We start from the raw sequence: 12,708 nt of genomic DNA, 5'->3' as shown, positions 1-12,708 counted from the left end.
CATGGGGGAGGTCTCCCGCGCCGCCCTACCGTGGCGGACCTGGACCACAGAGCCCACCCCGGACGGGAGAGCCGCGATGCGCAGAGTAACGAGCACCCTGCTCGGCCTGCTTCTCACACTGCTGAGCCTCGGAGCAGCCACCACACCGGCCCACGCCGCCCCACCCACCTATCTCACCCTCGAAGCCACTTACACCACCGTTGCCAACGGCTGGGATCGCGTCGACCGCTACCTCGACACCACCAGCGGTTTTCATTCCGAGCAGTACCCCCCGGACGGCCGTGGCGACCAGGACGGCCAGCGACGCACCTTCTTCAGCGGCGTCAAGCAGCCCTACTCCGGCCGTTTTCTCCTCTACTCCGCCCCCGGCTGGAACAGAGGCAGTCACCAGACCCCCGTCCTCCTCGTCCACGGCGCCAACGACAACGCCGACCGCGCCTGGGCCAACCCCGGCGAAGCCGGTGGCTACGGCTGCGGCACCATCTCCTGCCCCAGCACCGGACTCATGCAGTACCTCACCGACCGCGGCTACCGCGTCTTCGCGATCAACTTCGCCCATAAGCAGGGCGACAACCTGATGCAGGCCCAGCAGGTCGGCGACGCCATCGCCGTCATCAAGGACCGGCTCGGCGTCAGCCAGGTAGACCTCGTCGGCTGGAGCAAGGGGGAGATGTCTGCCCGAGCCTACGTCTCCTCACTGCACCCCACGTGGGGACGTCCCTACGCCGGAGACGTACGCCGCCTCATCACTCTCGGCGGCCCCAACGGCGGCTACGACTACCCCTACGCCCACGGCTGGGCCCACGACTTCAGCGTCTGGCCCCAATGCGGCGGCAGCGTCAACGCCCCCTCGCCCCACCTCTACATGACCTGCTACGGCACCTACACCGCCCACCCCGAATTCGCCTTCACTCCCACCAACGGCTACGACGTCTATCCCGGACAGCGCCAGATGCTCGCCCGCTGGGACACCGCCTACGGCATCGACATGACCCAACAAGACTGGTACACCACCTACCACGGCGGCCAGGGCTTCTACACCTCCGGCAGTGGCATCCAGACCGCCATCGACGCCGGCTCCCTGATCACCCCCCTCCACAAGGCAGGCATCCCCGGCGCCGTCGCCACCTACCTCCTCGCCGGCGGATCCCCCAACGTCCTCGGCATCTACAACGAGAACCGCGGCCCCAGCGACGGCGTGGTCTTCGTCAACAGTGCCCTCGACCGCACCGGCATCGCCAACGTTGCCGGCACCTCCCTCATCACCACCGCCAACCACCTCCAACTCGGCTGGCACTCCTCCGCCTGCGCCCAGATCGCCGCCTGGCTCGGCTGACCTGCCACTCCCCAAGGACAAACCATGACCACGCCCGCACTCCTCCCCGGCATCCACGCTCGACTCATCACCACCCCCCGGCTCACCCTCAACCTCCTCGAACTCCCCGACCGGACCGGCGAACCCGTCCTCTTCGTCCACGGCAACGTCTCCGCCGCCACCTTCTGGCAGCAGGCCATGCTCGACCTGCCCGACGCCTATCGCCCCCTCGCCGTCGACCTCCGCGGATTCGGCGGCACCGACCCCCTTCCCATCGACGCCACCCACGGCCTCCGGGACTACAGCGACGACCTCACCGCCCTACGCGACACCCTCGCCCTCGACCGCGTCCACCTCGTCGGCTGGAGCATGGGCGGCGGCATCGCCCTCCAGCACCTCCGCGATCACCCCACTGCCGTCCGCAGTCTCACCCTCGTCAACCCCGTCTCCCCCTACGGCTTCGGCGGCACCCACGGCCCCGACGGCCGACTCAACCACCACGACGGCGCCGGCTCCGGCGCAGGCACCGTCAACCCCGAATTCGTCCAGCGCCTCACCGAAGGAGACCGCAGCGAGGACTCACCACTCTCCCCCCGCGCTGTCCTTGCCTCCAGCTACGTAAAACCGCCGCTCCGCCCCGCACTCGAGGACTCCTTCGTCGACGCCATGCTCTCCACCCGCACCGGAGACGACCACTACCCCGGCGACACTCGTCCCAGCGACCACTGGCCCGGCACCGCCCCCGGCCCCCGAGGTGTCCTCAACGCCATGGCCCCCACCCACTTCCGTATTGACGACCTGCACCGGATCGACCCCAAACCGCCCATCGGCTGGATCCGCGGCACCGACGATCTCATCGTCTCCGACACCTCGCTCTTCGACCTCGCCCACCTCGGCGCACTCGGCGCCGTTCCCGGCTGGCCCGGCGCCTACCACTGCCCTGCCCAACCCATGCTCGCCCAGACCCGCCACGCACTCGATCACTACGCCGCCGCGGGCGGCCACGTCCGCGAAACTGCCATCCCCGACGCCGGCCACGCCGTACACATCGACAAACCCAAGGAGTTCACGGCCGCCCTCCTGGACACCCTCACCGCAGGCCGGTGAAGCGGCCTGGCACAAGGCCACCGCGGGGTGATGACCGGCCGGTCGCCTTCGGCCCGGCTGGCTCTGTTCACGAGTTTCGGTTCTGGCTCAACGTCCGTGACGCACGCATGCTGAGCGGTGATCGGCGGTCGGGCTGGTCTTCGGGGAGTTGCCCGAAAATGATCAGTGGCGATCTTGGATGGCTGACAGTTCGGTGTCGCGGAAGATAGCGCTCTGGTTGGAGGAGCCGCTGTCCCCGTCGACCGCGGACGTATGGGTGCATTCGGTGAAGGTGAACAGCGAGTCGATACGTATCCAGGCAAGTTGTTGAGCCTACGAGACACAGGACTGACCGCCCTTGCGGTCTCGCTGGCCGGGACGGGGCCGGTGCGCAGCCGTTCCGGCACCGGCCGGGCGACACACCAAAGCTCTGCTCGACAGGCGAGGAAGGTCAGCCGAAGTCGTTGACCTGGTACACCGTCCGGGGACCGGTTGCCTGCCACTGTTCTGCGCTCAGCAGCCGGGTCCGTTCGGCGATCTGGCGCAGGGCGGCGACGGCCCGGTCCGTGAAGAGCCCGCCGCTGTATCCGACGTAGGCAATGACGCCGGGCACCGGCTCCCAGGCCAGCAGGCCGCTGCCGCCCAGCTCGGATGTGGCGGTCGCGGACTTGCCGCGCACCGATCCCGCCGCCTGGGTCTTCACGGCGTACAGCCGATCCTCGAACCCGCCCCCGCGGGCGACGCCTGTGTAGATCAGGCCGTTGGAGAGCTCCGTAGGCTCTCCCAGGGCATCCGAGCCGTAGCGGGCCTCATTCAGGTCACGGGGCCGTGACATGCCGGTGGCTGCCACCGAGAGCCCGGGCGGTGGTTCGACCGTGGGCCGGCCGGCCACGACGACCGTCGCGGCTGCGATCCTGATCAGTTCGCGCTCCGACAGGTCACCCCGGATCCGTGCGTACGCACCATCGGCCGGCCATGTGATCGCGCCGTCGCCGACCGATCCTGCAACACCGCCGACCCTGACCGCGCGTCCCTGGCCAGGCGCGGGCACCGGGAACGTCACCACCGCGCCGTTCCTCCCCAGCGAGCCGTCGGGGCGCCGCACCACCACCGTCCAGGGGCCTCCGCCTGCCGTGCGGTCGCGCCGGATCAGCGTGGAGCCCCTGCTCACGGAGGCTCCTGCGACCACCAGGCCAGGCGTCCGATCGGGCGAGGCTGTGGCGTCGGGGCCGTCCGGGAAGACGCTGTCGGATCGTGAGGGCGGTGAGGACGCCGGTGCCGGAACTGCCTGGCGTGGCTTGTCACGCCCGCCCACCGCGACGATGCCCGTCGCGAGGACGGCGGCCGATATCACGGTCACTCCCGCCGCCGTCATCCAGCGAGGCGGCGTCCACCGCGGCCGATCCGGGCCGCTGCTGAGAATCTCCCCCATGCGCACACTTTCCTCCGCGGATGCGCCGCCGTACAGCACGGGTCGGCAACTCCCTGACCTCGCGGAAGAGCTGGAGCACGAGGACGGCGGGATCGGCGGCCCGGCTAGTGCGGAGGTTGGTCGCGGGAGGGGCCGACGAGGGTCGGCCGGTAGCGCGGGGCCCGGCGCATGGCTTCGGGTTCCCGGGTGCGTGCGTAGCGTTTGACGGTGTTGCGGGCGAGGCCCTGGCGGCGGGCGCATTCGAGCAGGCCGACGCCCTTGTCGAGAAGGTCGTGGACCTGGTGCCACCGTTCGCGGGTGGTCCGCTCGCGCACTCTCTCGGGGCGGGGCGGGTTGACGGTGGCCCAGCAGGAGCTGTGGGAGCGGACCTCGGCCAGGGCCTTGTCACAGAGGTTGTGCCACAGGTGCGATCGGTCGCTGACCTGAACAGCGTCGGCTTGAGAGCGACGTCGTCCACGCCGAGAACCCGCGGGACCCGGAGCGGGGGCAGAGGCAGCCGCACGAGCATCTGCAGTGCGGTCGAGCGCGACACCGCGGCGGCCAGAGCTCGGGACAGGCGGGCGCCCGCCCGGCACGCTCACTCCTTGACCACCCAGCCGAGCTGGTCGGTGAGCCGGTTCGTCCGACGCTGGTAGCGGCCCAGCAGGCCGGGCACCTGCTCACGGAACGTCTGCCGCGGGCAGCCCGGCACCGGGCACACCAGGGGCCGCCCCCTGACCGACACCACTGCCCGCCTGCCGTCCACCGGCACGTCCGCCACCGTCCGGCCATGGAAGCCGTGACAGACCCCCGCCATATGAGGGGTCGGGGAGTGGTCCGGTGCGACAGCTTGCGGAAGTGTCAGATGCCGGGCGGCTGGATTCGGCTGTAGATGAGTCCGCCACTGGTGCCGCCCGGGGTGGTGACCGTGACCTGGACGGGTCCTGCGGTTCCGGGTGGTGTGGTGGCGGTGACCTGGGTGGCCGAGACCACCGTGAACGACGCCGCCGTACCGCCGAAGGTCACCGCGGTCGTCCCGGTCAGATTGGTGCCGGTCAGGGTCACCACGGTCCCACCCGAGACCGGCCCCTGACTCGGAGCAACTGCGGTGAGGTTCGGCGCCGCGACATAGGTGTAGGAAAGTCCGTTGCTGGTACCGCCCGGGGTGGTCACCGTGATGTTGACTGTGCCGCTGCCGACGGGGGCGAGCGCGGTGATCTGGGTGGCGGAGTCCACTGTGAACGACGCCGCCGTACCGTCGAAGCTCACCGCGGTCGTCCCGATCAGGTTGGTGCCGGTCAGGGTCACCGAAGCCCCACCCGAGACCGGCCCCTGACTGGAAGAAAGCGCGGTGAGAGTCGGCGGGTCGACGAAAAAGTAGGAGAGACCGTTGCTGGTGCCGCCCGGGGTGGTGACCGTGACCTGGACGGGGCCTGCGGTTCCGGGTGGTGTGGTGGCGGTGATCTGGGTGGCGGAGACCACCGTGAACGACGCCGCCGCCGTGGCACCAAACCTCACTGCGGTCGTCCCGGTCAGGTTGGTGCCGGTCAGGGTCACCGTAGCCCCGCCCGAGACCGGCCCCTGGCTCGGAGCCGCGGACGTGAGGGCCGGCGCGTTGATGTAGAAGTAGGCGAGGCCGCCACTGGTGCCGCCTGGGGTGGTGACCGTGACCTGGACGGGGCCTGCGGTTCCGGGTGGTGTGGTGGCGGTGATCTGGGTGGCGGAGACCACCGTGAACGACGCCGCCGCCGTACCACCGAACTTCACCGCGGTTGTCCAGGTCAGGTTGGTGCCGGTGAGAGTCACCACGGTCCCGCCCGAAACCGGCCCCTGATTCGGAGCAAGCCCGGTGAGGTTCGGCGCCGCGACATAGGTGTAGGAAAGTCCGTTGCTGGTACCGCCCGGGGTGGTCACCGTGATGTTGACTGTGCCGCTGCCGACGGGGGCGAGCGCGGTGATCTGGGTGGCGGAGACCACCGTGAACGACGCCGCCGCCGTACCACCGAAGCTCACCGCGGTTGCCGCAGTCAGATTGGTGCCCGTCAGAATCACCGTCCCGCCGGGCCCCTGACTCGGGGAAAGCGCGGTGAGAGTCGGCGCATTGAGGAAGAAGTAGGAGAGACCGCTGCTGGTGCCGCCTGGGGTGGTGACCGTGACCTGGGTGGGTCCGGCGGTTCCGGGTGGTGTGGTGGCGGTGATCTGGGTGGCGGAGACCGCTGTGAACGACGCCGCCGCGCCTCCGAAGCTCACCGCGGTCGCCCCGGTCAGATTGGTGCCCGTCAGCGTCGATGTCGCCCCACCCGAGACCGGCCCCTGATTCGGAGCAACCGCGCTGAGGGTCGGCGCGGCGGGGAGGGAGAAGGAGAGGCTGTTGCTGGTGCCCCCCGGGGTGGTGACCGCGACTTGCACGGTACCGCTACTCGCAGGAGACGTAGCCGAGATGGCCGTGTCTGACAGGACATCGAACGACACCGCGTTGTCCGTTCCGAACCTCACCGCCGTCGCACCCGTGAAACCACTCCCGCGGAGATTGACCGTGGTACATCCTGAGCCGGAGCGTTGATCGGGATGGACAACGGTCAACGTCGGCGTGGGCAGGGTTGCCGCTACTGCGGCCGCCGAGTGGGGCTGTTGCGACATGTCTGTGGTACCTCTCTGCCAAGGGTCAACGGCGGGCGCCGGTCGGCGCCTGCGGGATGTGACGGTGAGCGCCCGAACAGAGGCAGGGGATGCCTCTCTGTCCGAGTTGTCTGGCTGCCCGAGCCCGGTGGACGTGTCGGGATCAGGAGCCTCAGATACCGGAACCGGCCACGTACGTGAAACCGCCCGTCACGGTGGCGATGCCGCCGGAGGTGGGGCCGGAGTTGGGTGCCACCGGTGACGGTGACGCCGGCCGTCCCCGCGGTCCCCGTCGGCACGGTGACGTTGAGCAGGCTGTCGGACACCACGGTCGGGACCGCGCTGTTGGGAGCGAAGTGGATGGCACTCGCGGTGGACAGCCCGGTCCCCATGGTGCTGATGCTGTGCCCGCCCGCGCCGGCCCCGGAGGCGGCGCTCAGGGAAGCCATGAACGGCGCGCCGACCGAGGTGCCCGGTGTTCGCGGTGATGGTGGCCGACTTGGTGCCGAACGTCACCGTGCTGGCGTTGGTGCGGTTGGTTCCGGTGCCCGTCACCGTGGTCCCGTCGCCCGGCGATGGCGCTCGGTCGTACGGCCGTTACCGGGTGGTCGCTGTTTTCCACTGTGTCGCCCGAGTGTGTCAAGTGGCCCGGTACGGGCCGGTGGAGCGGAGTAACGGGTCGCGGCCCCCGGCCCAGAAGGGGTTCCGGGCCGGGGGCCCTTGGAGGAGCGAAGGTGGCATCCTGCGGAGCTACCTCGCCCGCTCCCGCTAGGGCGGGTCCCTGAACGTGATCGCGTCGTGAGGGCGCGGTCAGATGCCGGGACCGGTGACGTACGTGAACGCGCCGGTGGCGGTCGCGCTGCCCGCGCCGTTGCTCACGACGACGTCGACGAGGCCTGCGGTTCCGGGCGGGGTGACGGCGGACACCGTCGTGTCGGAAACCACCGTGAAGGGCGCCGGTGTGCCTCCGAAGGTGACCTCGGTGGTGGTCGCAAGGCTGGTTCCGGTGATGGTCACCGCTGTGCCTCCCGACGTCGGACCGGAGGCCGGAGCCACCGCCGTCACGGTCGGCTCTGCGACGTACGCGTACGACAGGCCGTTGTTGGTGCCGCCCGCCGTTGTGACGCTGACACCGACCGCGCCCGCGGCGCCGGCGGGTGCGACCACAGTGATACGACTGTCGGACACCACCGTTGGTACGGCTGTGTTGGCGCCGAAGGAGACGCTGCTGGCAGTGGAGAGGCCGGTTCCCGTGAGGGTGACGGTCTCACCCCCCGCGGTCGACCCGGAGTTCGGACTGATGGACTGCTTGAAGGGCGCCCCCACGTAGAAGAAGGGGATCGGGTTGCTCGTCCCCCCCACAGTGGTCACAGTGACGCCGACCGCCCCGTTGCCGGACGGAGAGACGGCAGTGACCTGGGTGGGCGAGACATTGGTGACGGCGGTCGCGGACCGGGTGCCGAAAAGCACCGCGGTGGTACCGGAGAGATTTGTGCCGGTGATGGTGACGAGAGTGCCGCCGCCGCTGGATCCCTGGTTCGGACTGATGGGCATGACATTCCTCCTTCGCTCGAAATGGGGTACATTTCCGAGCAGTGAGTGAGGCGTTCGGTTCGCCGTACGCACCATGCGATGAGGCGCTCCCCCCCGGGCCAAGTGCTTTGCAATGGCCCTGTGCTGATGTTCGATTGGCGGTGTAGGGCCGCCGGAGCACAGTCCGAGTCACCAAGGTGGGGAGGGATCCTGCAAGTGTTTGCTGCCGCAGGATCGGGAGCGCTTTATCGCAAAACTTGAGCATCCGTACGGCTCGCCGATTAGGTTACGAGAATTAACCCACCAGGGTGAATCGGAACACAAGGCCTCAAGGTCGGAAGTCAGTCATTCGATTGAGTGCTCAGGAGTGAAACCCGGCACACTCATAGCGCATTCACGAATAGCCGTTTATAGCTATATATGACTGGCGGCACGGGAAATTCACTTCCCGGGATCACTGTCCGGTATCCGTTCGGCCGCCCCTGTCAGGTGCCGAGATCCCTGCTGTTCGACGCCAGTGGCCGCTCCGCGTCTGGTGCACCATGAGTCCGCGGTGCGTCCCCAGCCCTCGTCCGACGGAATGACTCACAGGAGCGCGCCCGCCACGATCCAGATGACCGCCAGGACCAGGAACTCGGTGACGATGTCGGTCCAGTGCCGGCGTGTGACATGGATCAGCACTTCGTCCTCGGCAGGATAGCTGTCTGCAGAAACCGCGGCTGGACTCCTGGCACGCCGCGTGAGGAGCCGGTACGGGGCAGCGGTGTTCGACTCGGCGACACTCAGGGGAGGTGGCGTGTTCATGTCCCGCTCCTAACGTCGGCGGCCCGAGTCACACATTTTCGAGGGGAATCTCCCGAGCATGCGACGTAGACCTGTGAAGACGCTGACGGTCCTGGCCCTGACCGGCGCCGTGGCCGCCGGTACGGCGATCACCGCCAACTCCGCTCCCCAGCACGACGGTCAAGGGAAGGAGATACGCAACGTCATCTACCTGCTCGGTGACGGAATGGGCCGCACGCACGTCACGGCCGGCCGCGACCGCTACTACGGGGCGGCCGGCAAACTCAACATGGAGCGCCTGCCGTACACGGGCGCGGTCGCCACCTACGCCGTCGAGAAGGGCAGCGAGCAGCCCGCGCTGGTCACCGACTCGGCCAGCTCGGCCACCGCGTGGTCGTCCGGCGTCAAGACGTACAACGCGGCGATCGGCGTCGACACGTACGAGAAGAAGGTGTCGACGCTGATGGAGGAGGCCAAGTCGGCCGGCTTCGCCACGGGAAACGTCTCCACCGCCGAGATCACCGACGCCACTCCGGCGGCCCAGTTCAGCCACGCGCTGCTGCGCGGCTGCCAGGGCCCGGTCTACTCCGACGCCGCCTGCCTGCCGAAGAAGGCCGACGGCACGTATGAGCCGGCGCCCACGGACAAGACGCTGATCACGCCGATCGCCGAGCAGATCGCCCGCAACGGCACGGCGGACGTGATTCTCGGCGGCGGCCTCGCCCGCTTCGAGCCGGACGACCAGAAGGCGCTGCAGGCGCAGGGCTATCAGGTGCTCGGCAGCTTCGGCGACCCGTCGCTGCCGGCGCAGACCGCCGCCAGCCAGAAGGTCGCCACCAAGACCGACCTGGACATGGCCCAGGGCAAGAAGGTCATCGGCCTGTTCAACCGGGGCAACCTGACCGTCGAGCAGGCGAAGGCCTCCCTGCCCGCGGACGCCCCGCAGAAGCAGGAGCCGACACTGGCGGACATGACCAAGAAGTCCCTTTCGCTGCTGAACGGCCGCTCGAAGAAGGGCTTCCTGCTCCAGGTCGAGGGCGCCCAGATCGACAAGCGCTCGCACGCCAACGACGCCGCCCAGACGCTCGCCGAGGTCAAGGCGTTCGACGACGCGGTCAAGGCGGCGTACGACTTCGCGAAGAAGGACGGCCACACCCTGGTCGTCGTCACGGCCGACCACGAGTGCGCCGGCTTCAACATCATCGAGAAGGGCACCTACACCAACGCCGAGGCCGTCGCGCCCCCGGCCAACACCGACGCGGGCAACCCGGCCAACAACAGCACCCCGTCCCGCTCGTCCTCCGGCGCCAAGGATGCGGCCCGCTCCAGCGGCATCGTCAACGGCGCAGGCTCCGGCGACGCGAAGAACTTCGCGCCCGCCACGTTCCGTACGCCCGACGACCCGAAGGATGTGAAGGACGGCAGCGTAGACGCCAGCCTCTGGCTGACCTACCTGTCCGGCAACCACACCGGCGCCGACGTGCCCATCTACGCCTACGGTCCGAACGGCAGCGCCTTCGCCGCCAGCCAGAACAACACCGAGCTGTACGGAAAGCTGTACCGCTCGCTGTTCGGCACCGCGCCCCAGCACGACTGACCTCTTTGAGGTCGGGGCCGGGAGGGTTTCCCCCTCCCGGCCCCGGCCCGGATGCATCTGGAGTACGACGATGAGACACCTCACCCGCTCTCAGGCGTTCGCCACACTGGGCGCCGTCATGCTGGCGGCCCTCACCGGCTGCAGCACTGCCGCGGACGCCGACCGCGCCGAGGCGAAGCCATCGCCGACGCTCACTCCGGCCGCCCTGCCCGCCCCGCGTTCCGCCCCTGCCCCGGCTCTCACACTCACCTCACTGCCAAAGCGGGGCGAAGTCCGTGTCGAGGAGGGACCGTTCACCGACCGGGTACGCGTCACCCGTCTCGCCCTCACGAAGAAGCCGACAGTCACCGGCCATGTGGCCATCACCTCTGATGTCAGTGACGTCCTCGCCCTGGAACTACGTGCCGCTTACTACGACGCCGACGGCCACCTGCTGGGCACGGGCAGTTTCCAGTACCAGGAAGAAGGAGAGGACGCGCACGGCGACGACCATCATGACGGCCCGCGCGCGGCCGGGGACGGCATCGACTTCACCGTGCCCGCGAAGAAACTCACCGGCACTCCGGCCACCGCGGTGATCTCCGTCCCCGTACTGGTCAACGAGTAGCCGTCCCAAGGCGGTAGCTGACGGAACACCGCGGCGCGCGACGGTCCCGCCCAACCAGTGCCGCCTGTACGACGCCTTCCGCACCATCTGTACGGTTGCGCAACCACACATCGCGTCACTGGGCCCAACGAGTCCGGGTTCGTCGTCGAGCGGTCCACGGACAACGGCGTGACGTTCAGTCAGGTCGGCACGGCCCCGGCCCGCAAGAACACCGGAACGGTCACGTTCGTGGACGGCACCGTCGCACTGGGGTCGACCTACCGGTACCGGGTCTCGGCGGTGAACATCGCCGGGCGCGGCACGACGCCTCCCGTTTCGGTCAAGGTGTCGGCCCCCGTCGGTGCCGGCAGGCCCGTCGGCAGGGCAGTCCGGGTCGGCGGCAAGGAAAGGATCCTGATGACCAGCGGTCCGTCACCCTCGCCGAGGCATACGCCCGCCACCCCGAACGCTTCGGCCGCCGCTCCCGATCACCCGAGATACCCCAGACGGCCTGGACCAACGACCCGGCCGAGCGCCGAGAGCCCGCACCACAAACCTCATAGCGTCATCAGCGTCTCACTGGACTTGAAATCTTCCGGTCCGGCTGCCCGAGCTGATCAAGGACCTCACCTTCGTCACCGTCCAGAGCGGCCCGCACAACACCGCCTGGACCTACCCGAAGGGGGGCAACCGGGCGCTTCTCGACTTCCTCGCGCTCTGACACGCGCTGCGCATCCGTCGCGTGTGGCCTGTGTGGTCGGTGTGGTGTATGGGAACACTGCTGACGCGTGGGAAAGCGGCTGATCTGTCACGGTGGTATCCCTTGGGTCCCAAGTCTGTGACCGGTCTCCTGTGCGCCGTCTGTGGGCGCTACGGTCCCCCTGCGTACCGAATCCTTGGGGGGTCATCATGCGCAGAATTCCGCTCGCCCTCAGTCTCGTCGCCACCGCCTGTCTGGCCCTGACCGCCTGTGACCCCGGCCCCGGGGACAGCGGCGGCGACGCCAAGCAGTCCGCGTCACCCACCCACTCACAGCCGTCGCCCACGCAGAGCGCCACCGGCGCGCCCGCCGGTGACGACACGGGTCCCGCCGCGGTCGGTTTGGGTGAGCCGTCCCGAACCGTCGGAGCCAAGACCGTCGGAATCCTGGAGATCACCCCGACGACCGTCGTCTACGCCGAACAGGGCGCCGGGGTGTCACCGCAGAACGGTGTGTTCGCGGTCGTCGCGCTGAGCGAGAAATCAATGAGCGCGAACCCCGCCGACGAGGAGCCCGCGCCGGGCGGCGGCTGGCAGTGGATCGGCCCGGACGGTACGCCCGTCGCCGCGGGCAACGGCAACGCCGGGAAGGTCACTTTGGACGGGTACCTCCCATCCGGTGCCATCGAGCCGGGGGGCACCGCCACCCGCGCCCGGGTCTTCGACCTCACGCCCGAGCAGGCGAAGGGCGGCAAGCTCGTCTACACGGACGGTACGCAGGCACCGCACGGCTGGAAGCTTCCCGCCGAGGACACCGGACCCCAGGTCGCCGACATCAAGGGCAAGCTCGGGCTCTGACCCGGACCGACGGAACCGCGCCTCAGCCCCGCTTGCGCGCGGTCAGCACCAGTTACTCCCGCTCCACGGCCTTGCGCCCCACCAAGGCCGTGGCGCCGTGCGGGGTCGACCAGATCACGGTCCGCGCCGGCAGTCACGCTCGGTTACTATGCTCACTTCATGCCGGAAGCCGGGACAAAGGGGCGGGCCACGCTTGACGGACTGCTCGGGAGTCAGGCGGA

The 12,708-nt window shown here is 69.1% G+C and carries 10 protein-coding genes and 1 pseudogene; 5 read left to right on the top strand and 6 right to left on the bottom strand.

Annotated elements, in window-relative coordinates; all coding sequences use genetic code 11:
• Positions 1-76 precede the first annotated feature (76 nt).
• Together AB0915_RS15265 and AB0915_RS15260 are read left to right on the top strand one after the other, a co-directional pair.
• A complete protein-coding gene (locus AB0915_RS15265; protein ID WP_366691539.1) occupies positions 77-1,336 on the top strand; it encodes a lipase in 1,260 nt (419 codons plus the stop codon).
• A 24-nt stretch (positions 1,337-1,360) separates the two neighbouring features.
• Positions 1,361-2,422 carry an alpha/beta fold hydrolase gene (locus AB0915_RS15260; RefSeq protein ID WP_366691538.1) on the top strand — a complete coding sequence of 354 codons (1,062 nt, stop codon included), beginning with the start codon at positions 1,361-1,363 and terminating at the stop codon, positions 2,420-2,422.
• A 430-nt stretch (positions 2,423-2,852) separates the two neighbouring features.
• Here AB0915_RS15260 and AB0915_RS15255 read toward each other — a convergent pair whose 3' ends face one another.
• The 6 genes and pseudogenes from AB0915_RS15255 to AB0915_RS15230 all read right to left on the bottom strand — a co-directional run bounded on the left by AB0915_RS15255 (position 2,853) and on the right by AB0915_RS15230 (position 8,768).
• Positions 2,853-3,572 carry a hypothetical protein gene (locus AB0915_RS15255; RefSeq protein WP_366691537.1) on the bottom strand — a complete coding sequence of 240 codons (720 nt, stop codon included), beginning with the start codon at positions 3,570-3,572 and terminating at the stop codon, positions 2,853-2,855.
• Between the two features lie 313 nt (positions 3,573-3,885).
• A pseudogene (locus AB0915_RS15250) lies at positions 3,886-4,614 on the bottom strand (ISL3 family transposase); the annotation flags it as partial.
• Positions 4,615-4,673: 59 nt separating this feature from the next.
• Positions 4,674-6,452: an IPT/TIG domain-containing protein gene (locus AB0915_RS15245; RefSeq protein WP_366691536.1), complete on the bottom strand. Its 1,779-nt coding sequence runs from the start codon at positions 6,450-6,452 to the stop codon at positions 4,674-4,676.
• Complete coding sequence (locus tag AB0915_RS15240; RefSeq protein WP_366691535.1) at positions 6,419-6,880, bottom strand: IPT/TIG domain-containing protein; 462 nt, start codon at positions 6,878-6,880, stop codon at positions 6,419-6,421. The genes AB0915_RS15245 and AB0915_RS15240 overlap by 34 nt, the downstream gene beginning before the upstream one ends.
• A gap of 361 nt (positions 6,881-7,241) precedes the next feature.
• Positions 7,242-7,985 carry an IPT/TIG domain-containing protein gene (locus AB0915_RS15235; RefSeq protein WP_366691534.1) on the bottom strand — a complete coding sequence of 248 codons (744 nt, stop codon included), beginning with the start codon at positions 7,983-7,985 and terminating at the stop codon, positions 7,242-7,244.
• 564 nt (positions 7,986-8,549) lie between these two features.
• Positions 8,550-8,768, bottom strand: coding sequence for a hypothetical protein (locus AB0915_RS15230; RefSeq protein WP_366691533.1), 219 nt, complete (start codon positions 8,766-8,768; stop codon positions 8,550-8,552).
• A gap of 58 nt (positions 8,769-8,826) precedes the next feature.
• On the opposite strand from AB0915_RS15230, the gene AB0915_RS15225 reads away from it, so the two are divergent.
• From AB0915_RS15225 to AB0915_RS15215, 3 genes are all read left to right on the top strand, one after another.
• Positions 8,827-10,344, top strand: coding sequence for an alkaline phosphatase (locus tag AB0915_RS15225; RefSeq protein ID WP_366691532.1), 1,518 nt, complete (start codon positions 8,827-8,829; stop codon positions 10,342-10,344).
• 70 nt (positions 10,345-10,414) lie between these two features.
• Entirely contained in the window at positions 10,415-10,951 is a 537-nt protein-coding gene (locus AB0915_RS15220; RefSeq protein ID WP_366691531.1) for a hypothetical protein, read from the top strand.
• A gap of 888 nt (positions 10,952-11,839) precedes the next feature.
• Positions 11,840-12,487, top strand: a complete 648-nt coding sequence (locus tag AB0915_RS15215; RefSeq protein WP_366691530.1) for a hypothetical protein — start codon at positions 11,840-11,842, stop codon at positions 12,485-12,487.
• Positions 12,488-12,708 lie beyond the last annotated feature (221 nt).

Origin of the sequence: Streptomyces sp. NPDC048411, from assembly GCF_040704695.1 — a bacterium.
Classification (GTDB): domain Bacteria; phylum Actinomycetota; class Actinomycetes; order Streptomycetales; family Streptomycetaceae; genus Streptomyces.
The sequence above is the reverse complement of the archived record's forward strand: the minus strand, read 5'-3'. Positions and strand labels throughout refer to the sequence as shown.

Coding starts and splice junctions, on each gene's coding strand:
- AB0915_RS15225 (WP_366691532.1), top strand. CDS start 8,827: ATGCGACGTAGACCTGTGAAGACGCTGACGGTCCTGGCCCTGACCGGC.
- AB0915_RS15260 (WP_366691538.1), top strand. CDS start 1,361: ATGACCACGCCCGCACTCCTCCCCGGCATCCACGCTCGACTCATCACC.
- AB0915_RS15230 (WP_366691533.1), bottom strand. CDS start 8,768: ATGAACACGCCACCTCCCCTGAGTGTCGCCGAGTCGAACACCGCTGCC.
- AB0915_RS15235 (WP_366691534.1), bottom strand. CDS start 7,985: ATGCCCATCAGTCCGAACCAGGGATCCAGCGGCGGCGGCACTCTCGTC.
- AB0915_RS15215 (WP_366691530.1), top strand. CDS start 11,840: ATGCGCAGAATTCCGCTCGCCCTCAGTCTCGTCGCCACCGCCTGTCTG.
- AB0915_RS15220 (WP_366691531.1), top strand. CDS start 10,415: ATGAGACACCTCACCCGCTCTCAGGCGTTCGCCACACTGGGCGCCGTC.
- AB0915_RS15265 (WP_366691539.1), top strand. CDS start 77: ATGCGCAGAGTAACGAGCACCCTGCTCGGCCTGCTTCTCACACTGCTG.
- AB0915_RS15240 (WP_366691535.1), bottom strand. CDS start 6,880: ATGGCTTCCCTGAGCGCCGCCTCCGGGGCCGGCGCGGGCGGGCACAGC.
- AB0915_RS15245 (WP_366691536.1), bottom strand. CDS start 6,452: ATGTCGCAACAGCCCCACTCGGCGGCCGCAGTAGCGGCAACCCTGCCC.